The sequence below is a fragment of the uncultured Pluralibacter sp. genome (genome assembly GCF_913775985.1).
Classification (GTDB): Bacteria; Pseudomonadota; Gammaproteobacteria; order Enterobacterales; family Enterobacteriaceae; genus Pluralibacter.
In genome coordinates, this window is record NZ_CAJYMB010000147.1 from 105,540 (window position 1) to 126,495 (window position 20,956).

The following is a 20,956-nucleotide window of genomic DNA, read 5'->3' on the forward strand; positions in this document are numbered from 1 at the left end:
GTGAGCTTTTTTTATACCTGCAGCTGTAATCCCGGCAGCCGCTTCCAGTAGCCGTTGCAGTCGCTGTTGTTTTCCAGCACCAGCGGCGCGGCGCCGCTTTCGTTGGCGCGGAAGCTGTCCAGCACCGCCAGGGTCTCTGTTCCCATCGGTGACAGGCGCACAATATCCACCAGCCCCTGCATGGACGCCAGCTCGTTACCGAGATTATAGACGTAGCCGCTCATGGTCTGAATGCCGTTGAGCACGAACACCTGCTGCTTCTCCTGTGAGAGCACGCTGCGCCCGTTGGGATAGTTAATGCAGCAGGTTTCGCATTCGTCCTTCGGGCGATCTTCGGAGCGGGCGGTAAAGCAGCGGGCGGAATAGGCCAGCGGCAGGTGGCCGTAGCTCAGCACTTCCACCTCGAACTTATCGCGGATCCCCAGCTCGTCGCACTGGGTGAGCAGATTCGCCAGCCAGTCGCGCGACAGCTCCACCGGCATGCACCAGCGCGTCATGCCCTGTTTGAGCAGCAGGCGCAGGGTCACGGCGTTGTAGCAGTTGAGTGCGTGCCCGGCGACGAACGGCAGCTTGCGTTCGGCGCACATATTCACCACGCCCAGATCGCTGGCCTCAATTAAAAACTCGCCGTTATCAACGTAGCGCTTGATCTCGCTCAGCTCGGACGAGGCCTGTACCAGCGCCAGGGTAGAGAGCACCACCTGCTTTCCGCCGGCGGCGACGGCTTTCGCCATGTCGAGCCAGTCGCCCACTTTGGTGGCCCGGCGCTTGCTGCATACCGCCTCCCCCAGATAAATAATATCAGCGCTGCTGTGTGTAGCCTGCTGATAGAAGGTTTCCAGCGTCTCTTTCGGCCAGTAGTAAAGTACCGGCCCTAATGCGTATTTCATTGCGTTACCTACTGCCATTTACGGTGATATGCGCCCAGCGTGGTCTGGGTGCCTTCGGACATCGCGCCCAGCGTTTCCATCCACTCCGCCTGCGGGACGTAGCGCTGCGGATCGGCCATGCAGCGGTCAATGGCCTGCCGCCACACTTTCGCCACCTGGCTGACGTAGGCCGGGCTGCGCTGGCGGCCCTCGATTTTCACCGAGGCAATATTGGCGGCCAGCAGCTCCGGCAGCAGAGACAGCGTGTTGAGGCTGGTAGGCTCTTCAAGCGCGTGGTAGCGCTGATCGTCTACCAGATAGCGTCCCTTGCACAGCGTCGGGTAGCCCGCGTTTTCACCGTCCTGATAGCGGTCAATGAGCACTTCGTTAAGCCGCGACTCCAGCCCCTGTGGCGTCTGCTGCCAGCGCACAAAGCGGGCCGGGGAGCAGGCGCCTACAGTATTGGGCGATTCGCCGGTGAGATAGGAGGAGAGATAGCAGCGGCCCTCCGCCATGATGCACAGGCTGCCGAAGGCAAATACCTCCAGCGGCACCGGCGTGACGCGCGCCAGCTGCTTCACCTGGTGAATGGAGAGCACGCGCGGCAGCACCACGCGCGCCACGTCGAAATTATTGTGATAGAAGCGCACCGCTTCTTCGTTAGTGGCCGAAGCCTGCACGGAGACGTGGCGTTCAATGTGCGGATAGCGCTCGGCGGCGTATTCCAGCATGGCAATATCGGCCAGGATCAGCGCATCGGCTCCAAGCTGGGCGGCCATATCTACCGCCCTCTGCCAGCGGGCGTAGCCGTCCGGGTGAGCAAAGGTATTGATCGCAATATGCAGCTTGCGGCGATGTTGATGAACAAAGCTGACGGCTTCCTGCAGTTTCTTTTCGGTAAAATTGAGACCGGCGAAGTGGCGGGCGTTGGTGTCATCTTTCAGGCCGATATAAACTGCATCGGCGCCGTTTTCGATGGCCGCCTTTAGCGCCGGGAGGTTTCCGGCAGGGCAGAGCAGCTCCATAGTACTCCCTGAAGACAGCGACCCTCGGGCCGCAGGATTGTTAATGAGCCGGAATTTTAGTTAACCTATCCGCGACAATTTTTGATTTGAGGCAGTTAAAAGCGTATTGATGGCATCAATAATGGGCGCCGACACTTCAGAATTGTTGATTTATACCGCGTTGTACGGCGAGGGATATGTCAAAATAGGCCGATTAATGCATTGAAGGGAGTAAAGCTCGTGTTGAATAAACTGCGTTCACGCCTGGTACAGATGGGACCGACCTTAATGAGCGTCCCGCTTCGGGTGACGCCTTTCGCGCTAAAGCGTCAGGTACTTGAGCAGGTGCTTAGCTGGCAGTTCCGCCAGGCGCTGGCCGACGGCGAGCTGGATTTCCTTGAAGGGCGCTGGTTGAGCATCGAGGTGCGGGATATTGGCCTGCGCTGGTTCACCTCTGTTGAAAACGATCGCCTGATCGTCAGCCCGTCGGCAGAGGCAGACGTGAGCTTCAGCGCCGATGCCGCAGATTTGCTGATGATCGCCGCGCGCAAGCAGGATCCGGACACGCTCTTTTTCCAGCGCCGGCTGGTTATTGAAGGCGACACCGAGCTCGGGCTGTATGTCAAAAACCTGATGGACGCCATCGAGCTTGATCAGATGCCTTCGGCGCTGCGCGTAATGTTGCTGCAGCTGGCAGATTTTGTGGAGGCGGGTCTTAAGACTGCGCCGCAAACCAGACAGACATCGGTAGGTGAACCATGCTGATTCGGGTAGAGATTGGAATAGACGCACCGGGCATCGACGCGCTGCTGCGCCGGACGTTTAACGGCAGCGATGAGGCGGAGCTGGTTCAGTCGCTGCGGGAAGATGGCCTGATCACCCTCGGGCTGGTGGCGACGGACGATGAAGGCCAGGTGGTAGGCTACGTGGCGTTCAGCCCGGTCAGCGTTGAAGGCGAAGAGCTGCAGTGGGTGGGGCTTGCCCCGCTCGCGGTAGACGACGCCTGGCGCGGTCAGGGTATTGGCCGCCAGCTGGTTTACGACGGGCTGGACTCGCTCAATGAGTTTGGCTATGCCGCGGTGGTTGCGCTGGGAGATCCGGCGCTATACGGCAAGCTCGGCTTCACGCCCGCGGCGCGCTACGATCTGCACTGCCGCTGGCCGGGCGCCGAGGCCGCCTTCCAGATCCATCCGCTGGCGGACGACGCGCTGAACGGCGTTCACGGCCGGGTGGAGTACAGCGACCACTTCAATCGCTTCTGAGACGCGCCAGCAGCGCGTCCAGATTATCTTCTCCGGCGACGAGGCGCTCTTTCTGGCGCTTTGTCAGCTGCTTTATCTGATACTCGACTCTTAGCGCAAGTGAGCGTTCACCAACTTCTTGCGAAAAAGCCAGCTCCAGCGCGCCGCCGCCGCGCAGCGCTTTCGCCCCGGTGCCGCGCTGATGCTGCTGCAGCCGCCGGGCAACGTCGGTGGTGATCCCGGTATAGAGCCGGTTATCCGCCGTGCGAACTAAATAGACAAACCAGCACACCTGTCTGCTCCCGTAATAAACCGAGCGGCACCATAGCATGAGGAAGCCATAAAATGGAGTCACTGACCGCAATCAGCCGCTGGCTCGGCAAGCAGCACGTTGTCAGCTGGAGCGTGGCGCGCGACGGCGAATTGTGGGCCGCCTGCGCCTTCTATCTCTACGACAGTGAAAAGGTGGCGTTTTATATTCTGAGCGACGAGTCCACGCGTCACGCGCAGATGAGCGGCAGGCGCGCGCGGATTGCCGGCACCGTTAACGGCCAGCCTAAAAGCGTGGCGCTTATTCGTGGGGTGCAGTTTCGCGGAGAGATCCGCCTGCTGGAGGGCGATGAAGCGGCAGCCGTGCGCGAACGCTACAACCGCCGCTTTCCGGTAGCAAGGATGCTGTCAGCCCCCGCGTGGGAGCTGCGCATCGACGAAATGAAATTTACCGATAACACGCTCGGCTTCGGTAAAAAGCTGCTGTGGAGCCGGGACTCAGGCGCCGAGCAGGCGTAGCGCTTCGCGGTTGAACGCCGGCAGATCGTCCGGCGTGCGGCTGGTGACCAGCTGGTCGTTATCAACCACCACTTCCTGGTCGTAGAACTCGCCGCCGGCGTTTTTAACATCCACCACCACAGGCTTCACCGCGGTCAGCTTGCGCCCGCGAATAACGTCAGCGCTGATCAGCAGCTGCGGCCCGTGGCAGATAGCAAACACCGGCTTGCCGCTGTTAACAAACTCGCGAGTAAAGTCCACAAAGCGATCGTCGCCGCGCAGGCTGTCCGGGGAGTAGCCACCCGGCAGCAGCAGGGCGTCAAAATCGCCGGGCTTCACGTCATCAATAGATTTATCGATGGTTACCGTGGCGTCGCCCTGTTTGCCCTTCACCGTTTTACCGGCCTGCTTTTCAATAGTCACGACTTCATGACCCGCCTTCTTAAAAGCGTCGGCCGGTGATGTGAATTCTGAATCCTCAAAGTCGTCTGCGATCAGTACGGCAATCTTCTTGCTCATGTGATTCCTCCATGGTTGTGATTTTAAAAGGGTCTACACTCCATCTGAGTGAAAACGAACTTACTAATAAGCCTGGCTGACTGAGCGACAATCGCCACACGGATAAATCTGCAAAGGAGACCGTCAATGAATAATGTCCTAATTACCGGCGCGACCGGGTTGGTTGGCGATCGCTTACTTCGCCTGCTGATTCAGGAACCGTCGATATCGCACATTGCCGCCCCCACGCGACGGGCGCTGGCGCTGCGGTCTGAAAAGATTTTCAATCCGGTGGATCCGCAGCTGACCGACGCGCTGGCCCGGGTTGAAGGGCCGATCGATACGGTTTTTTGCTGCCTCGGCACCACCCGGCGCGAGGCGGGAAGCAAAGAAGCGTTTATCCACGCGGACTATGCCCTGGTGGTGGACACTGCGCTTGCCGGGCGGCGGCTGGGAGCGACTCACCTGCTGGTGGTCAGCGCCGTGGGCGCCAACGCGCATTCGCTGTTTTTCTACAATCGGGTAAAAGGACAAATGGAAGAGACGCTGATTGGCCAGAACTGGCCGTATCTGACCCTTGCCCGGCCCTCAATGCTCACCGGCAAGCGGGAGAAGAAGCGCACCAGCGAATCTTTACTGGCGCCGCTTTTTGCACTGCTGCCGGGCAACCTGAAGAATATTGACGCCCGGGATGTCGCCCTGGCGCTGTTGCGCGAGGCGCGCCATCCCTCGGCGGCGGGAGTGAATATTATTCCCTCAGCAAAACTGCGTGAAACCGCGGCGGGCGCAGAGTAATATCCCCGCACAATTTTGACTCTCCCGGAGTATGTTATGGCTGGTCAGTCTTCATCTCACCCGGCAACGCCACTGGCGTGGTGGAAGCCGGCTCTCTTTTTCCTCGTGGTTATCGTTGGCCTCTGGTACGTGAAGTGGCAGCCCTATTACGGCAAGGCCTTTACCGCTGCCGACACCCACAGTATCGGCAAATCCATTATTGCGGGGGCGGCAGATAACCCGTGGCGCGCGGCGCTGGATTACGCCATGGTCTATTTTCTGGCGGTGTGGAAGGCGGCGGTGCTCGGCGTGCTGCTGGGCTCGCTGATCCAGGTGCTGATCCCGCGGAACTGGCTGCTGCGCACGCTCGGGCAGCCGCGCTTTCGCGGCACGCTGCTGGGTGCGCTGTTCTCCCTGCCGGGCATGATGTGCACCTGCTGCGCCGCGCCGGTGGCGGCGGGAATGCGCCGTCAGCAGGTTTCCACCGGCGGCGCGCTGGCATTCTGGCTGGGAAATCCGCTGCTTAATCCGGCGACGCTGGTATTTATGGGCTTCGTGCTGGGCTGGCAGTTCACCCTGATCCGGCTGGTGGCCGGTCTGGCAACGGTGCTGATTGTGGCGTCGCTGGTGCAGCGCTGGGTGAAGGAGCCACCCGCAGCGGCCGTACTGCCGCAGGATGTCCCTCAGGAGAGCGGCGGGCCGTTCCTGCTGCGCTGGGGCCGGGTGCTGTGGACGCTGTTCTGGAATACCATTCCGGTTTATATCATCGCGGTGCTGGCGCTGGGCGCGGCGCGGGTATGGCTGTTCCCCCATGCCGACGGCGCGGTGGGCAATACGCTGTTCTGGGTGATGGCGATGGCGGTGGCCGGCTGCCTGTTTGTGATCCCGACCGCGGCTGAAATCCCGATTGTGCAGACGATGATGATGGCCGGCATGGGGATTGCTCCGGCGCTGGCGCTGCTGATCACGCTGCCTGCCCTGAGCGTGCCGTCGCTGATGATGCTGCATAAGGCGTTTCCGGCGAAGGCGCTGTGGCTGGCCGGCGTGCTGGTGGTGCTGTGTGGGATCATTACCGGCGGCGTGGCGCTGCTGGCGTAGGACAAAAAAGCCCGGCGGCTGCCGGGCTGCGACGTTATTGAATATTGGTAAATGCCGTGGTGACGTGTTGCACGCCGCTGACTCTGCTGGCGATATCCGCCGCCGCCTGTCCCTCTCTCGGGGTGACGAGCCCCATCAGGAACACTTCGCCGTTTTCAGTGGAAACCTTCACCGAGGAGGATTTCACCTGATCGCTGCTCAGCAGCTGCGAACGGACTTTAGTGGTTATCCAGGTGTCGGATGACGCGGTGCCGAGCCCGATAGGTTGTCCCTGGCGGATTTCGTTAAACACTTCCGACGCGCCGTCGACGCCCATCGCAATTTGCTTCGCCTGCTGGGCCAGCGAAGTTGACGGTGCCTGGCCCATCAGCAGCACTTTCCCCTGATAGGCCATCACGCTTACGCGCGCTTCTTTCTTCAGCTGTTCATCTTTGCTCAGGGCGCTGTTGACGCGCAGCTCCAGCGTGCCGTCGTCCACCTGGGTGCCGACCGTGCGTGCATCGGTGGCGGTTTTGGTACCCACTGCCGTGGTGCCGACCACCGCCGCAGCAATACAGCCCTGCAGCATGAGTGCAGAGACGAGGACTGCGAGGGGTGCTAATGCTTTCATGCGTACTCCTTTAATCGTCCTGATGGGGAAAAAGCGTGTTATCGATCAGATCGCACAGGCAGTTCACTGTCAGCATGTGCATCTCCTGGATGCGCGCGCCGCGGTGTGAAGGAATGCGGATCTCCACGTCCTGCGGTCCCAGCAGGCCTGCCAGCTCGCCGCCGTCGTAGCCGGTTAGCGCCACAATGGTCATATCACGCGTTACCGCCGCTTCAACCGCCTTAACGATGTCGCGGCTGTTGCCCCGGGTGGAGATTGCCAGCAGCACGTCGCCGGCGTGGCCGAGGGCGCGAACCTGCTTGGCGTAAATCTCATCGTGAAGGCGATCGTTGCCGATGGCCGTCAGCACTACGTTATCGGTATTCAGTGCAATCGCGGGTAAACCGGGGCGTTCTGTTTCGAACCGATTGATCATGCAGGCGGCAAAATGCTGGGCGTTTGCCGCCGAAGTGCCGTTGCCGCAGCAGAGAATTTTGTTGCCGTTCAGCAAGGACTGCACCAGCGTCAGCGCGGCGCGGGAAATAGCATCCGGCAGCGCTTCCGCTGCCGCAATTTGTGTCTGAATGCTTTCCGTAAAGCAGGCTTTAATTCTGTCGAGCACGGTATCCCTTAATCTTCTGTCGGGCTATTCGCCGAAGGCATTTTTTAGCCATTCAATCTTACTGCCGGTGAAGGCTACCACATCAAACCGGCAATCCACAGTATCAAAACTCCCATTGTGGCGGGCGAGCCACAGGCGGGCAGTGTACAGCAGCTTGAGCTGTTTTCCTCGGGTCACGCTGGCGGTTGCTCCGCCGTAGCGGGCCGAAGTGCGGTAGCGGACTTCGATAAATACCGTCGTCGCGCCGTCTTGCATAATGAGGTCGATTTCGCCGCCGCGCCCGCGAACGTTGGCGGCGACAAAACGCAGTCCCTTGCGCTCAAGCCAGCGGCGCGCCTGCTGTTCAAACGCGTCGCCGGTCTGCTTGCGGCTTAATTCGCCGGGACGATCCGCCCCTGCTGGTATTTGAGCCATGACAACTTCCTGTTTATCACACAGTCCTGATTAGCCGTCAGATCGCCGGTGTTGCCGTGCAGTTCATAGCCCGGCATCTGGCGCATCTGCGAAAAGTGATTGGCCAGCGTCCACGCGTCGGCGCCCATCGCGTAGAGGCGCGCCAGCGAGTAGTCGTTATGCACCGCGCCGAGCGCCTGGCGCATCAGCGACGGATTGCTGCCCGCCAGCATCGGGATTTCGCTGTACTGCAGACCTTCCATTTCCAGACGGAAGTCCGGGCTTGAGGTGCCCTGGGCGCTGCGGGAGCTGGCGTACAGCGCGGTGGCGCTGCGGCTACCGTTGCGCATGGAGATAAGCGGCTTGATGTAGGCTATTTCACCCGGCGTGGCGAGGATATAGGCCGCGTCAACACTGCCGCCGCTAGTCTGTACATCGGCCGGCGGTGCCGGAATAGTCAGATCGCCAATGGTGACGCTCTGCGGCTGGCCGACGCTGACCGGGCTGCCGGTCATGGCAATGCCGGAACCGCCGTTAACGCTGCCGCGAAGCTCGCTCAGGGAGCCAAACTTCTGCTGCAGCACTGTGCCGCCGCCGAGCTTCTGCCACTCCTGGGCAAAGGCGGTCGCCACGCGATCCCCCAGCGCGCTGCGGGGCAGCAGCAGCAGCGGGGACTGCTTGCCCTGCTCGTGAATATGGCGCGCGGCGTCGCGGGCTTCATCTTCCGGAGAAAGCGCGAAATAGCAGATATTGGCGCGGTTCTCGACGTTTTCCGGCTGGTTGAGGGCCAGTACGTTAAGGCCAGTGTTGCTTTTAACCACGCTGTCGACGTCGTTTTTCAGCAGCGGGCCGACGACGATGGAAGCGCCGTCCTGCTGGGCCTGGGTCAGGAGCTGGCTCACCGGTGCGGTGGTGGTATCGTAAATTTTCAGTTCTGTTGTGCCAGTGGTTGCGACAGCCGGCTGCACGCTCTGTGCCGGGGCTGGCGCAGCGGCAGGCTGCACGGAGGCAGAATCACCGGCGGGCTGCGCCTGCGCAGACGTGCTGGCTGGCTGCTGCTGGCCAGCCGTATCCGGCGCGGGGGATTGGGTGCTGCTGGCAGGCGCGGGCTGAGCGGCGGGCACCGTTTCACCGTCCTGCACGGAACCCGGCGCGCGCACCGGATCGGCCTGCGAGCCGGCCACCGGCTGCGCCTGCGGGGAGAGCAGCTCGCCGACATCGGCGCTGGCGGGACTGGCGACGGTGTTATCCTGCGTGCTGGCGGCCTGTGCGGACTGCTCCGGCACTGCGCTGCCGATAACAGCGCTCGCGCCGCCGCTGCGGGCCGCATCGAAGCCCTGCTGGATAGTACGGCCAAAAATCGCCGCCTGGCCGTTCAGCGGCAGCAGCAGGGCGATTTTGCTGGTGGACGCCGGACGGAAGTTTTGCAGATTGCCGAGCTGGGTCGGCAGCATCTTCGCCGCCGGATTCTGCGGGTAGCGGGTCTGCCAGTCTTTAATACCGGCTTTCATCATCGCCGCATCGCCGCGGCTGTCCAGCCAGACGCGCTGCAGATCGAGCCAGCCCTGCAGCACGTTCTCATCGGCGTTAATCACCAGCGCGGCGGCCTGCTCGCGGCTCATGGAGGCCAGCGCCTGCCAGGTGGCGTCGATATTTTTCTGCCGATCCTGTACCGAAGCCAGCAGCGGCTGCTGCGCAATCAGCGCCCGCAGCAGGGTCAGTGAAGGCTTACCCTGCTCGGCCGCGATGACGTCCTGCCAGTAGCGCGCCTGCTGGTCCTGGTGCACGGTGCTGCGGTCAATCTTTGCCAGCAGCGCTTTCGCCCCGGCAACATCGTTCTGCGCCAGCTTAAGCTCGACTGCCAGCAGCGCCTGCTCCTGGCGCTGGGTATTGCTCAGGTTCCCCGGCAGCTGGCTGAAAAGTTCCTGCGCCTTCTGGCTCTGGCCCTCTTTCAGCAGGGCACGAATGGCGAGTAATTGCCAGGTTGTCTTGCTATCATCTGCGCTCTGCTGCATCTGCTGCAGGTAATAGCCGGAGTCGGCCTGCGCGCTCCCTTCAAGATAGGGCGTCGTGCGATCGGTGCTTTTGTGAGTGCCGCAGCCGGCAAAAAGTAGCGCAGCCAGCACAAGAGGCAGGCCGCGTGCGGCTTTAGAACGAAAAGAAGTTGACGGTACCATTACGTATCCAGTGATCTTTTTTAGATTAGTGCTCAATATTAAATCGGCTATACGGACGAAACAATGAAACATCGTGAATCAGCGGACAATTCTCAGGGCCAGCTTTACATTGTGCCCACGCCCATCGGCAATCTGGCTGATATCACTCAGCGTGCGCTGGAGGTTTTGCAGTCCGTTGATTTGATTGCCGCAGAGGACACGCGCCACACCGGTCTGCTGCTGCAGCATTTTGCCATTAGCGCGCGCCTTTTTGCCCTGCATGACCACAACGAGCAGCAAAAAGCCGATACCCTGCTGGCAAAATTGCAGGAGGGGCAAAACATCGCGCTGGTCTCCGATGCCGGCACGCCGCTGATTAACGATCCCGGCTACCACCTGGTGCGCGCCTGCCGCGAAGCGGGGATCCGCGTCGTGCCGCTGCCGGGTCCCTGCGCGGCGATCGCCGCCCTGAGCGCCGCCGGGCTGCCGTCGGATCGCTTCTGCTACGAAGGCTTCCTGCCCGCCAAATCGAAAGGCCGCCGGGACACCCTGCGGGCGCTGGAGAACGAGCCGCGGACGCTGATTTTTTACGAATCCACTCACCGCCTGCTGGACAGCCTGGAAGATATTGCCGCCGTGCTCGGCGAGTCGCGCTACGTGGTGCTGGCCCGGGAGCTGACCAAAACCTGGGAAACCATTACCGGCGCGCCCATCGGCGAACTGCTGGCGTGGGTCAAAGAGGATGAGAACCGCCGCAAGGGCGAGATGGTGCTGATTATTGAAGGCCACAAAGCCCAGGAGGATGCGCTGCCCGCCGAAGCGCTGCGCACTCTGGCGCTGCTGCAGGCCGAGCTGCCGCTGAAAAAGGCGGCAGCGCTGGCGGCGGAGATCCACGGGGTGAAGAAAAATGCGCTCTACAAATACGCGCTGGAGCAGCAGGGGGAGTAACGCTGGCGGTATCCGCGCGCGGCGGCCGCAAACAGCGGCGCGCGAGCGGAATGCGTCGGCGGGCAAGGTTAATCCTCTACTGCCCGCCGCCCGGCATTACCACATCAGATCGTCCGGCACTTTAAAGTCCGCGTACGGATCGTCTTCGTCCTGCTCTTCCTGACTCAGCGCGCTGTGCAGCACGATGCTTTCTGCGTCGCGCTGGGCGATTTTCTCGGCAACGCTGGCGGGAATTATCGCGTATTCGCTGCTACCGGCGGCATCGATTATCAGCCGGGCAATCGCCAGGCGTCCGCTAATCAGCTGCGCCTGGGTGGTCTTATCCACGGCGATTTTCTTGATCAGATTATTGTCAGTAAAGTTGAAATCAATGCTGCCTCTGGCGACAGTGATGCGGTTCATCTCAATCAGCTGCTTCACCTGCGCTTTGTACTCTTTGGCAAGCGTCGCCTGCTTGTGCTGCTCGTTAAGCTGCTTGTCCCGCTCAATCTGCGCCTTTTTATTCTCTTCCACGGCTTCTCTGGCCTCGCGGGCCTGAACGCGTGATTTCTTCGCCGTGCGCTGCACTTTGGCGGCTTTTTTGCTGGTCACGAGACCCGCTTTGAGCATCTGCTCCTGAAGGGTGAGTTTTGTCATGATGGTTTCTGAATCGGTGGAGGAATGGGCAGGATTATAACCGGAAGACCCTGAAATTGCCCGAACCGCCGTTCGGGCAACGGGGTTATTTTACCGGCGCGGCCTCCCACACCAGCGTTTCAAACGGCTTAAGCGTGACAACCACCGGCGCATCGTAATTGGCCGGCACCGTATCGTTGCTGCCGTACACCGGTTTCAGCGTGAATCGGGTAGCTTCGCCCTGCGGGATCTCGAACGTTTTGGTCAGATCGAGGAAGAACTGCTGCGGTTTATCGGAAGGGTTGCGCAGGCCGAGAATTGCCCGATCGCTGCGCCACGACGCCCAGCCGTAAACTTCCAGCGCGGTGGGATTGCCACCTACCCAGTGGGTGTCAACCAGCACGTCGGCATTGGCCCGGGACCACTTCGCCGCCTCCGCAAGGGTATTCCACTTAGCGTCATTGAGCATTGAAGGCGTGATGTACAGCTCCTGAAGCTGGGTGCCGGTGGCGAAGAAGCTCCACACCTGATCGGCGAAGTCCGCGTCGGTTTGCACCTTCTCCAGCCCGTAATAGGCGTGAGCGGCGCTCACGATGCCGTGATACATCAGCGAGTTCAGTGGGAACAGCGGTCCCTTGCGCACGATAGAGCGGTAGGTTTCCGCGTCGCGGTAGGTCATCCACTGCTGCACCGGCGTGCCGGGGCCGTACAGGTTAATGTCATCGCCCTGGCGCCAGATGGAATCAGCGTAGAACAGCCACGACGGACTGGCGTTGGTGCCGGTGGTCAGGTTAATAAACAGATTCGGATTGGCGCTGCGCATGTTGTTCAGCAGGGCAATAGAGGCGTCAAAATCGGAGGCGTACGGGCTGCCTTCAATATGCGCGCTGGCGTTGCCCATGCCGTCAAGCTTGAACGAGGTAATACGCTCGTTTTTAATCAGGCTCTGGATCTGCTGATTGAAGTTTCTGAAGTAGTTCGGTCCGGAGAGGGCAAATTTACCGTCGACGGTTTCATAGCCGTACTCCCCCGCGTGGGAAACCCGCTCGTCGCGCGGTTTGTTGTAGCCGCCCCACGGCGAGAGCCACAGCCCCACCGAGCTGTCGAGGCTGGCCGCCTTTTCCCGCACTGCGCCAAAGCCGTTTTTAAACGCCGGGCCAAACAGCCAGCGCCCGGTTAAATCGTCCCAGCCGTCGTCGAGCAGGAAGGCGTCGAGCCTGACCCCGCGGCCGGTGATGAATGCGTTATCCCACTCCGTCATGCGGGTCAGAATATCTTTCTCGCTGTACGGCGTGAAAAAGCCGATGTCCATCCAGCTGTTGTAGTGCAGATAGGGCTTGTACGGCCGCGGGCGCAGAGCGTTGATAAACAGGTTGACGCTGCGGCGCAGCTGGCTGACGTCGGGGAAAGTACCGAAATAGACGGTGTAGCTGACCGGCGCCTCCGGCTGAATCGGCGTTTTCAGCTCGACGTTAAGATTGGTGGTTGCCTCATAGGCGTAGGTGTTGACGATAGGCTTGTCCGGCAGGATAAAAAAGGAGTCCGCCACAATCGGCGAGCTATTAATATCGCCATCGACGAACGGCGCCTGCGCCTGGCCCTTCGTCGGAAAAAAGGTGATTTTCGCCAGCGCCTGCGGTTTGCCGACGGCGGTAACGGTATAGCGGATGCTGGCGTACTTCCCCTTCAACAGGCTGAAAAGAACGGTGACGTTAAACGCCGGATGGGTATAGGTAACGCGCAGGGTATCTCCCTCACGCTCAATGCCGCCAACAGTAAAGTCCGCCGCGTGGATCACTTTTTCATCGGGCAGGGTCAGAAAAAACAGCTCACTGGGCGCGAGCCGGCGGTGGGAGAGCGTGTCCGCCACCGCCATTTTCTGGCTGCCGTCATCAAAAGAGAGGGCAATATTATCGTTATTAAGCTGGTACTGCGCCGCCATGCTGCCGGTTGACATCACGGCAGTCAAAAGGGCGGCGCCCCGGAGGTTTTTCATAATTACTCTCCCTGTCAGGAATCCGCAGGCAGGCGCAGGCGATCGGCCGAGCCGCAGACGGTAATTTTGCTTCTGACCACTTCTTTCATCGCATCCATGCCGACGCGCATGTAAAAGCGCGGATCGGTGCCGTCCGGATTCTCGGCAAACCAGGCTTTCACCGCGCCGGAAAACGCCATTTTTAGCTCGGTAGCGATGTTCACTTTGCAGACGCCAAGCTCGATGGTGCGGCGCACCGCCTCGTCCGGCACGTCGCTGGCGCCGTGCAGCACCAGCGGAACGTTGACCACTTCGCGGATCTCACCCAGCCGCTGAAAATCAATTTTTGGCCGCTTGGTGTACAGCCCGTGGGCGGTGCCAATAGCCACCGCCAGGCTGTCCACGCCGGTCTGCTCGACGAAGCGCCGGGCCTCCTGCGGATCGGTCAGGAACGCGCTCTCCTCGTCCACGTCCATATCATCTTCAACGCCGCCCAGCCGACCCAGTTCGGCCTCGACGCTGCAGTCGTTAAGGTGGCAAAAATCCACCACCGACTTCACCAGACGGACGTTTTCAGCGAACGGAAAGTGGCTGCCGTCGATCATCGCGCTGCGCACGCCCGCGCCGACCTTGCGGCGGATGTCGGCCAGCGTCTCGTGATGATCCAGGTGCAGCGCCAGTGGAATACCATAGCTGGTGGAGTAGGCGTTACACAGGGCGTAAATCTCTTCAAAGGCAATGTGCTTGAAGGTGCCCGGCGTCCCGGCGAGGATCACCGGAGACTGCATTTCGCTGCACACTTCCACGATGGCCTGAATGGTTTCGGCGTTGTGAATATTAAACGCCGGAACGGCGTAGCCTTTTGCCTGAGCATCCTGCAGCAGGTATTTAGTGGAGATAATGCTCATCGGATGTCCTCTCAGCCAATCCAGGGATGAATAACCACGCCCTTAACCACCCGGTTAACAGTACCGCTGGCGGAAGGGGTATCCGGCGTGTTGCCGACGTGCAGGGATTCGCTCAGGGCGAAGACCTGGGCGTACATCAGGAAGCAGAAGGCCTGCTCGACGTCGATAAACTCGCGGGCGGCGGGCAGCAAAATGTGCGGACCGGCAACCACGGGCGCGTCTGCACCGGCGGAGATCGCTACTACCCGCAGCGCTTCGTTATCGCGGCGCAGCTCGTTGAGCAGGTCGAGATCGTACTGGCGGGTGTAAGGATGGCTGGAGATGAACACCACCACCAGCGTATCGCCGTCGACCAGCGATTTCGGCCCGTGGCGAAAGCCGGTGGGGGTGTCGTAAAAGGCGGCAAGCTTGCCGGCGGTCAGCTCCAGCACTTTCAGCGCGGATTCACGCGCCGCGCCGAACAGGCCGCCGCTGCCGAGATACACAATCCGCTTCCACGGCTCGCGGCCAAACACGTTGCCGCCGAAGTCGTTAAAGCCGTCGAGGATCGCCTGGCAGCGGGCCGCCACGTCGTGGAAGGTGCGGCTGTTGATGGCATCCGGTGCAAATACGCTGAGGCAGCTGGCCATCATGGTGGTGATGCTGCTGGTCATGGCAAAACCGCGGTCGTGCGTTTCCGCCGGCATCAGCAGCGCGTAGGCGTTATCCGCATCGAGCGAATCCTGGTACAGCGATCCGGCTTCGTTACAGGTGATAGCGAGGTGGTAGCATTCGCTGACGAACTGATTGGCGAGGTTAACCGCCGCAACGCTTTCCGGGCTGTTGCCGGATCGGCCAAAGGAGACCAGCAGCAGCGGGCTGTCGGTTTTCAGATAGTCCATTGGGTTGGTCACCAGATCGGTGGTCGCAATGGCGGTAATGTTTTTCCCGGTGTGGCGCGTAAGCCAGGGGGCGATAATGTCCCCAATAAACGCGGAGGTTCCCGCGCCTGTTAGTACAATCCGCAGATCTTTTTTAGTCAGCAAAGGCTGGAGAAATTCATCGATCTGTCGGCGAATATTGTCGATATGGGTCAGGGAGCGCATCCAGCTGGCGGGCTGCTGGCGAATCTCTTCTTCCGTCCAGGTTCCGGTGGCGGAAAGGGTTTGTGGTTGCGGCATTAACATTATCCTTCAGTTGCGTGAAATCAACATCAGACACTCATCACTCAAGATTTTGTCTTTCGTTTTCTTTCGCATTATCAAATCCGTCGTTATGTAAAAACTAACATAAAAGAAAATGAAACATCAATTCGTGATAATGGAATAAAACGAAAATATTGTGCCTGTATTGAAAACACAATTGATTTTAAAAAAGGAAACAAAAGCAGGCCGAACACAAAGCGAAAGGCCCGCGCGGGTTTTGCATCAGAGATCGTGCGCCAGTCCCTGAATCCAGATTTTTTGCAGATGCAGACCGTCATTAAGCGCAATCACGCTGGCCTGCTTGCCCGGACGCAGCGATCCCAGCCGGTCGTCTACGGCGATGAGTCGGGCGGGGTGCAGGGAAGCCATGTGGATAGCCTCGGCGGGACTGGTGCCGGTTAGCTCCACCATATTGCGTACCGCGGCATCCAGCGACAGAGTACTGCCTGCCAGGCCGCCGAAGGCGGTTCGCACCACACCGTCGCGCATTTCCACGTCGTAGCCGCAGATGTCGTACTGGCCGTCAGGCATTCCCGCCGCGCGCATGGCGTCGGTTATCAGGATTATTCGGTCATGGGCGCAGGTGCAGCACAGGCGCATTGCGGCCGGATGAACGTGGTGTCCGTCGGCGATAAGCTCCAGGCCGGCGCGCGAGTCCGTGAGTCCGGCACCGAGCATGCCCGGTTCCCGGTGGTGCAGGCCGCTCATGCCGTTAAAGCAGTGCACCAGCCCGTCCGCGCCGGCGTCAAAGGCGGCTATGGTCTGCGCGTAGGTGGCCGCGCCGTGGCCCAGCATGACGTGCACGCCGCGCTGCTTCAGGTGGCGGATAGCATTCAGCGCGTCGGGTTTCTCTGGCGCCAGCGCCACCACCCGCAGCGTCTCCTGTGAGCAGACGATCAGCCTGTCCAGTTCGGCAAGGTCCAGCTCGCGAAACAGCTCCGGGGGATGCGCACCTTTATTCTCCGGCGTGAAGTAGGGGCCCTCCAGATAGCTGCCCAGCACTTCTGCACCGTAGCCGCCGGCGTAGTGGCGGCGCGCAATACGCTGGAGAGCTGCTTCAATAGCGGGCATTGTGGCGGTAACGGTGGTAGGCAGCCACGCGCCGACGCCTTCCCGGGCCTTGTGCAGCGCCAGGGTATCCAGCGTGGTCGGGGCTTCGTCCATCACGTCAACTCCGGCGCCGCCGTGAACGTGCAGGTCGATATAGGACGGGCACAGCAGCTCGGCGTCGCGGGCGCTCACGCCCGCAGGAATCGGCTCAATAGCGATAATCTGGCCGTCGTCGATGCGCAGCTGGTGGTCGTCCAGCCAGCCTGCTTCGGTCAGCACCCGCCGGGCGCGGATGAGCATGCTCATATCCCTTCCTCAACGGCATTAGTTTTCTCTTCCCGGCTGCGGTCCAGCTCGTCCACCAGGCTGGTAAGGCCGCGGTGGCCGCACTCCAGCGCCATCCGGCGGAAGGCTTCGCTGCTCAGGTCATCACGCTCCAGCACCATTTCCAGCAGCAGCTGGAGGTTGGTGCCGGCGATCACTTCCCGTCCCGGGGACTGCATCGCCAGCGTGGAGGCGACACGAAACGGCGTGCCGCCGAGCAGATCGGTCAGAAAGACCACCTCTGCCTGCGCATCGAGGCGGGACAGCGCCTCTTCCATCTGCTCGGTCAGCAGCGCGGTGCTGGACGTTTCGGGAAAATCAATGGCGATAAACTGCGGCTGCTCTCCCAGGATTTGTTTCATGGCGCTCGCCAGCCCGCTGGCGAATCCGCCGTGTCCCGTCAAAATAATACCCAGCATCAGACACCTCTTTCGTTCACAGGAAATGACAGAATTTGCCGACCACGCCGAGCACCACCGTGATGCCTATCAGGCGCAGGGGGCTCCAGCCGCGGCGCACCAGCCAGTACATCGCCAGGGTATAGACCAGCGGCAGAAAGGCGGGCATTAACTTATCAATGACGTCGCTTTGCAGCTTCACCACCGCGTCGCCGGCGTTGATCTCCAGCGTGGTGTTGAGGCGCACGTAAGTTGCCACCAGCGCGCCAATCACCGTCATGCCGACCACGGAAGCGGCGTGACCCACTTTTTTGGTGTTGGCCTTGATCAGCGGAATTGCCGCCACGCCCATGCGGTACGCGTAGTGGGCGAGGCCAAAGCGCAGCCCGAGATGCACCACGTTAAACATAATCAGAAACACCACCGCGCCGAGAATCGAGCCCTGCAGCGCCAGGCTCGCGCCAATACCGCCGCATATAGGCAGAAGCGTCAGCCAGAACATCGCATCGCCGATGCCGCCCAGCGGCGCGCCGACGGCGATTTTGGTGCTCTGGATGCTGTTAACGTCCTGTTTCGAACGCTCCATTGCCAGAATGATGCCGATCACGAAGGTGACGAGGAACGGATGGGTGTTGAAGAACCCCATGTGCCCCTTCATGGCGCGGGCCAGATCCCGCGGATTGGTGTGTATCTTTTTCAGCGCCGGCAGCAGTCCGTACAGCCAGCCGGATGCCTGCATGCGTTCGTAGTTGAACGAGGCCTGCAGCAGCATCGAGCGCCACGCCACGCGGTTGATGTCTTTGCGGGTGAGTTCGGCACCGATGTTTTGATCTTCATAAATGTTTTCGTTCTGTCCGCTGAGCAGGGTTTCTTCGCTGCTCTCTGCGGCGGGCAGGGTGATTTGCTTAGATACCATCTTCGAACTCCTCTTTCGGCGCCGCCGGCGCGCTGGACTCGGGGGCTTTACGCATCAGGTCGATCATCGCCATCGCCAGCGCGGCAGCGGCAATGGCCAGCACCGGCAGCTTGAGCCAGGCCGCGGCGACGAAGCCAATGATGAAGTAGGGGATGTAGACATTCTTCATCATGATTTTCAGCAGTACCGCGAAGCCAATAGCAGGCATGATGCCGCCGGCAACGCCCAGGCCGTCAATCAGCTTGGCGGGCAGCACGTCGATGACGGTTTTGGCATGGTCGGCGCCAAAATAGATAGGTAAGAAAGCGCAGAGGAAATAGAACAGTCCCAGCACCAGCATCGCCATATAATTCACCCGCTCAATGCCTCGGGTATCGGCATTGGCCGCCATCCGGTCGCAGCGGGACATCACGCCGGACATCACCGAGAACAGGAAGGTAATCCCCATCTGCACGGCGACAGCGAAAGGGACCGCCACGCCGACGGCGACTTCAGGCTTCACGCCGGTGGTAATGGCGAACGTTGTGCCAACAATCGTGCCGATAATGACGTTTGGCGGCTGGGCACCCGCCAGCGGCGCCAGACCCATCCACACCAGCTCCAGCGTGCCGCCGGTGAGGATCCCGGTGTGTAAATCCCCGAGCACCAGTCCCACCAGCGGGCCGAGCACCACCGGACGGTGCATGTGCGTCAAGCCATCGAACATATCCAGCCCGGCGATAAAGGCGAGGATCCCCAGCGCGGCCGCCTGTAACAAACTGATTTCCATTGCAGACCTCTCAGAGCAGTTTGAAGATATCCTGGGCAGGCTCGGTAGGAACCCCCTGAACGAAACACTCAACGCCGGCGGCTTTTAGCCCCTGGAATGCCGCAATATCGTGCTGATCGACAGAGACGGTTTTGGCGATCTGCTGCTTGCCGCTGGCAAAGTGCATATTGCCGACGTTGATGCGGGTAATGGGTACGCCGCCCTCGACCAGCTTCAGGAAGTCCGCCGGGGTTTTGCACACCAGCAGGATCTTCTGCCTGTCGGCGGCGCGGTGGATGTTGTCGATGGTTTTTTGCAGCGACCAGAAGCGCACGGCGATCCCTTCCGCCAGTACCATCTCCATCAGATTCTGCTGAACCTGATCCTCTGCGACTTCGTCGTTGGCAACCAGCACCAGGTTGGCGCCGGCAAAGCCGACCCACTGCACGCCCACCTGGCCGTGGACCAGGCGTTCATCAATGCGGCTCAGTACGATATTTGGCATGACTCTTCCTCGCGTGATTAACCGACACAGGCGGTGTGATACTGGCGGATGACGTCCTGAATATGATCGACGATCAGCGCCTGGGGCGCGGCAGCGATGCGGCCTTCGCGCACGGCTGAATACTGCAGCGGCAGATACTGGCTGATCAGCGGCAGCGGGATCGGCGCGTCGCCGAGGTTGCTCATCAGACGGGCAACCGCCGCTTCAATCTGCGGGTCCGGCCAGTAGTAGCGAATACGGTCGGAATAGCTGTAGCTGCGGGCCAGACGTAAGGAGTCGCTGTCGCCGTGATAGTGGTTCTGCCAGTATTCCGGACGATGGATCATCACCTCTTCCAGCACCTGACGCAGGTTCGAGCGGGACGCTTCTGGCACCAGCTCTTCTTCAATGCCCGCGAGGGAATAAAGCGCTTCGCGCAGCGCGAAGGTCAGTCCGGGACCGACTTTGAGGATCGCAAAGTGATCGACAACCAGCTGGCGCAGAGACTGCGTGGTCTGGTAGTCAGTGGAGTGGGCCTCGAACACCAGCGTGTCGTAGTCGTCCACCAGCTTGCTCAGCGCTACCGCTTTTTCCGGACGGTAGTCGATAACGTTATTGTGGTCGAACTCGACGCCGGGCTGGACTACCAGGCCAATGATGCGCGGCCACAGGGCGGTCAGCCCCCGGGCTTCGAAGGCCTGATGGTGCGCTTTCAGCGTCGTCTTCGCGGCGTCTGGCGTGGTAACCGCCAGCTCGTCGAGGGTTTCGTGGGCGCCGCCCGGCACCGGCACTTCAGTGCCGATGATGTAAACCAGATCCGCCTCGCCAAAGTGCGCCACGCAGGTCTCTTCGGCGATTTTAGCCAGCCGCGCCGCGCGCTCGGCAACGATTTCGTCGGTCAGCGGCACCGGATCGCCGGCGCAGGACATGCTGCAATCAAGGTGAATTTTTTTGAACCCGGCGGCGACATAGCTTTCGATCAGCGCTTCGGCTTTCAGCATCGCCTCATCTGCCGGCTCGCCCTGCCAGCGGTTTGGCCCCAGGTGATCGCCGCCGAGAATCAGCTGTTCCCGTGGAAAGTCGAGCTTGTCGGCAAGTTCGCCAACGAAGGCGTAGAAGTCGGCGGGCGTCATGCCGGTGTAGCCGCCAAACTGGTCGACCTGGTTGGAGGTGGCTTCAATCAGCAGCGGGGTGCGCTGCTCGCGGGCATAGAGAATGGCGGATTCCAGCACCAGCGGATGGGCCGAGCAAATGGCGTAAATACCGGCGGCATTACCCTGTTTATGGTGTTTAACGAGATCAATAAGATGTTTCACTTTCCTCTCCATCTTGGATTGTCAGGTAACTATCTTTCGTTTTGTTTCATTTAATATCACACCAGCCTGCCTTAAAAA

24 protein-coding genes are annotated in these 20,956 nt (G+C 60.6%); 6 read left to right on the plus strand and 18 right to left on the minus strand.

From position 1 onward, the window contains the following. Positions 1 to 11 precede the first annotated feature (11 nt). Together QZ766_RS17950 and QZ766_RS17955 are read right to left on the minus strand one after the other, a co-directional pair. Complete coding sequence (locus tag QZ766_RS17950; protein WP_297205447.1) at positions 12 to 890, minus strand: U32 family peptidase; 879 nt, start codon at positions 888 to 890, stop codon at positions 12 to 14. 8 nt (positions 891 to 898) lie between these two features. After that, entirely contained in the window at positions 899 to 1,894 is a 996-nt protein-coding gene (locus QZ766_RS17955) for a peptidase U32 family protein (protein ID WP_297205449.1), read from the minus strand. A 219-nt stretch (positions 1,895 to 2,113) separates the two neighbouring features. Between QZ766_RS17955 and QZ766_RS17960 the strand changes: the two genes are divergently transcribed. Both QZ766_RS17960 and QZ766_RS17965 read left to right on the plus strand, forming a co-directional pair. After that, positions 2,114 to 2,638 (plus strand): SCP2 domain-containing protein, encoded by a 525-nt coding sequence (locus QZ766_RS17960; RefSeq protein ID WP_297205452.1) that lies wholly within the window; start codon positions 2,114 to 2,116, stop codon positions 2,636 to 2,638. Then, a complete protein-coding gene (locus tag QZ766_RS17965; RefSeq protein ID WP_297205455.1) occupies positions 2,632 to 3,135 on the plus strand; it encodes an N-acetyltransferase in 504 nt (167 codons plus the stop codon). Before QZ766_RS17960 ends, QZ766_RS17965 begins: the two co-directional genes overlap by 7 nt. On the opposite strand, the gene QZ766_RS17970 is transcribed toward QZ766_RS17965, so the two are convergent. Beyond that, positions 3,122 to 3,406, minus strand: coding sequence for a GIY-YIG nuclease family protein (locus QZ766_RS17970; RefSeq protein ID WP_297205457.1), 285 nt, complete (start codon positions 3,404 to 3,406; stop codon positions 3,122 to 3,124). The two genes, QZ766_RS17965 and QZ766_RS17970, sit on opposite strands and share 14 nt — an antisense overlap. A gap of 53 nt (positions 3,407 to 3,459) precedes the next feature. On the opposite strand from QZ766_RS17970, the gene QZ766_RS17975 reads away from it, so the two are divergent. Then, positions 3,460 to 3,903, plus strand: a complete 444-nt coding sequence (locus QZ766_RS17975) for a YhbP family protein (protein ID WP_297205459.1) — start codon at positions 3,460 to 3,462, stop codon at positions 3,901 to 3,903. On the opposite strand, the gene QZ766_RS17980 is transcribed toward QZ766_RS17975, so the two are convergent. Then, entirely contained in the window at positions 3,883 to 4,401 is a 519-nt protein-coding gene (locus tag QZ766_RS17980) for a type 1 glutamine amidotransferase domain-containing protein (RefSeq protein ID WP_297205462.1), read from the minus strand. The two genes, QZ766_RS17975 and QZ766_RS17980, sit on opposite strands and share 21 nt — an antisense overlap. Positions 4,402 to 4,527: 126 nt before the next feature. Between QZ766_RS17980 and QZ766_RS17985 the strand changes: the two genes are divergently transcribed. Both QZ766_RS17985 and QZ766_RS17990 read left to right on the plus strand, forming a co-directional pair. Further along, the gene (locus QZ766_RS17985) at positions 4,528 to 5,175 is read left to right on the plus strand and encodes an NAD-dependent epimerase/dehydratase family protein (protein ID WP_297205465.1); all 648 of its coding nucleotides are present in this window, start codon (positions 4,528 to 4,530) and stop codon (positions 5,173 to 5,175) included. 36 nt (positions 5,176 to 5,211) lie between these two features. Then, positions 5,212 to 6,252: a permease gene (locus QZ766_RS17990; protein ID WP_297205467.1), complete on the plus strand. Its 1,041-nt coding sequence runs from the start codon at positions 5,212 to 5,214 to the stop codon at positions 6,250 to 6,252. A 34-nt stretch (positions 6,253 to 6,286) separates the two neighbouring features. Here the strand turns inward: QZ766_RS17990 and dolP are convergent, their stop codons facing one another. From dolP to QZ766_RS18010, 4 genes are read right to left on the minus strand one after another with little or no spacing between them, the layout of a single operon-like run. Continuing rightward, entirely contained in the window at positions 6,287 to 6,862 is a 576-nt protein-coding gene (gene dolP / locus QZ766_RS17995) for a division/outer membrane stress-associated lipid-binding lipoprotein (protein ID WP_297205473.1), read from the minus strand. Between the two features lie 10 nt (positions 6,863 to 6,872). After that, the gene (gene diaA, locus QZ766_RS18000) at positions 6,873 to 7,463 is read right to left on the minus strand and encodes a DnaA initiator-associating protein DiaA (protein WP_297205475.1); all 591 of its coding nucleotides are present in this window, start codon (positions 7,461 to 7,463) and stop codon (positions 6,873 to 6,875) included. A 24-nt stretch (positions 7,464 to 7,487) separates the two neighbouring features. Further along, positions 7,488 to 7,877 (minus strand): YraN family protein, encoded by a 390-nt coding sequence (locus QZ766_RS18005; protein WP_297205477.1) that lies wholly within the window; start codon positions 7,875 to 7,877, stop codon positions 7,488 to 7,490. Next, positions 7,835 to 10,033 (minus strand): penicillin-binding protein activator, encoded by a 2,199-nt coding sequence (locus QZ766_RS18010; protein ID WP_297205480.1) that lies wholly within the window; start codon positions 10,031 to 10,033, stop codon positions 7,835 to 7,837. The genes QZ766_RS18005 and QZ766_RS18010 overlap by 43 nt, the downstream gene beginning before the upstream one ends. A 63-nt stretch (positions 10,034 to 10,096) precedes the next feature. Here QZ766_RS18010 and rsmI point away from each other — a divergent pair, with 63 nt between their 5' ends. Continuing rightward, complete coding sequence (gene rsmI / locus QZ766_RS18015; RefSeq protein ID WP_297205483.1) at positions 10,097 to 10,960, plus strand: 16S rRNA (cytidine(1402)-2'-O)-methyltransferase; 864 nt, start codon at positions 10,097 to 10,099, stop codon at positions 10,958 to 10,960. A 96-nt stretch (positions 10,961 to 11,056) separates the two neighbouring features. Here the strand turns inward: rsmI and QZ766_RS18020 are convergent, their stop codons facing one another. The 10 genes from QZ766_RS18020 to kbaZ all read right to left on the minus strand — a co-directional run bounded on the left by QZ766_RS18020 (position 11,057) and on the right by kbaZ (position 20,878). Continuing rightward, on the minus strand, positions 11,057 to 11,596 hold the full coding sequence (locus tag QZ766_RS18020) for a DUF2058 domain-containing protein (protein ID WP_297205485.1): 540 nt from the start codon (positions 11,594 to 11,596) through the stop codon (positions 11,057 to 11,059). An 85-nt stretch (positions 11,597 to 11,681) separates the two neighbouring features. After that, on the minus strand, positions 11,682 to 13,571 hold the full coding sequence (locus tag QZ766_RS18025) for an enterotoxin (RefSeq protein ID WP_297205488.1): 1,890 nt from the start codon (positions 13,569 to 13,571) through the stop codon (positions 11,682 to 11,684). A 14-nt stretch (positions 13,572 to 13,585) separates the two neighbouring features. Beyond that, positions 13,586 to 14,458, minus strand: coding sequence for a tagatose-bisphosphate aldolase subunit KbaY (kbaY, locus tag QZ766_RS18030; protein WP_297205491.1), 873 nt, complete (start codon positions 14,456 to 14,458; stop codon positions 13,586 to 13,588). Positions 14,459 to 14,469: 11 nt separating this feature from the next. Beyond that, entirely contained in the window at positions 14,470 to 15,618 is a 1,149-nt protein-coding gene (locus tag QZ766_RS18035) for an SIS domain-containing protein (RefSeq protein ID WP_297205494.1), read from the minus strand. A gap of 246 nt (positions 15,619 to 15,864) precedes the next feature. Then, positions 15,865 to 16,998 carry an N-acetylglucosamine-6-phosphate deacetylase gene (nagA, locus tag QZ766_RS18040; RefSeq protein WP_297205496.1) on the minus strand — a complete coding sequence of 378 codons (1,134 nt, stop codon included), beginning with the start codon at positions 16,996 to 16,998 and terminating at the stop codon, positions 15,865 to 15,867. After that, positions 16,995 to 17,435: a PTS galactosamine/N-acetylgalactosamine transporter subunit IIA gene (gene agaF / locus QZ766_RS18045; protein WP_297205499.1), complete on the minus strand. Its 441-nt coding sequence runs from the start codon at positions 17,433 to 17,435 to the stop codon at positions 16,995 to 16,997. The genes nagA and agaF overlap by 4 nt, the downstream gene beginning before the upstream one ends. A gap of 16 nt (positions 17,436 to 17,451) precedes the next feature. Further along, the gene (gene agaE / locus QZ766_RS18050) at positions 17,452 to 18,330 is read right to left on the minus strand and encodes a PTS N-acetylgalactosamine transporter subunit IID (RefSeq protein WP_297205501.1); all 879 of its coding nucleotides are present in this window, start codon (positions 18,328 to 18,330) and stop codon (positions 17,452 to 17,454) included. Next, positions 18,320 to 19,099, minus strand: a complete 780-nt coding sequence (agaW, locus tag QZ766_RS18055; protein WP_297205504.1) for a PTS N-acetylgalactosamine transporter subunit IIC — start codon at positions 19,097 to 19,099, stop codon at positions 18,320 to 18,322. Before agaW ends, agaE begins: the two co-directional genes overlap by 11 nt. A gap of 10 nt (positions 19,100 to 19,109) precedes the next feature. After that, positions 19,110 to 19,583, minus strand: coding sequence for a PTS N-acetylgalactosamine transporter subunit IIB (gene agaV, locus QZ766_RS18060; RefSeq protein WP_297205507.1), 474 nt, complete (start codon positions 19,581 to 19,583; stop codon positions 19,110 to 19,112). A 17-nt stretch (positions 19,584 to 19,600) separates the two neighbouring features. After that, a complete protein-coding gene (gene kbaZ, locus QZ766_RS18065) occupies positions 19,601 to 20,878 on the minus strand; it encodes a tagatose-bisphosphate aldolase subunit KbaZ (RefSeq protein WP_297205510.1) in 1,278 nt (425 codons plus the stop codon). Positions 20,879 to 20,956 lie beyond the last annotated feature (78 nt).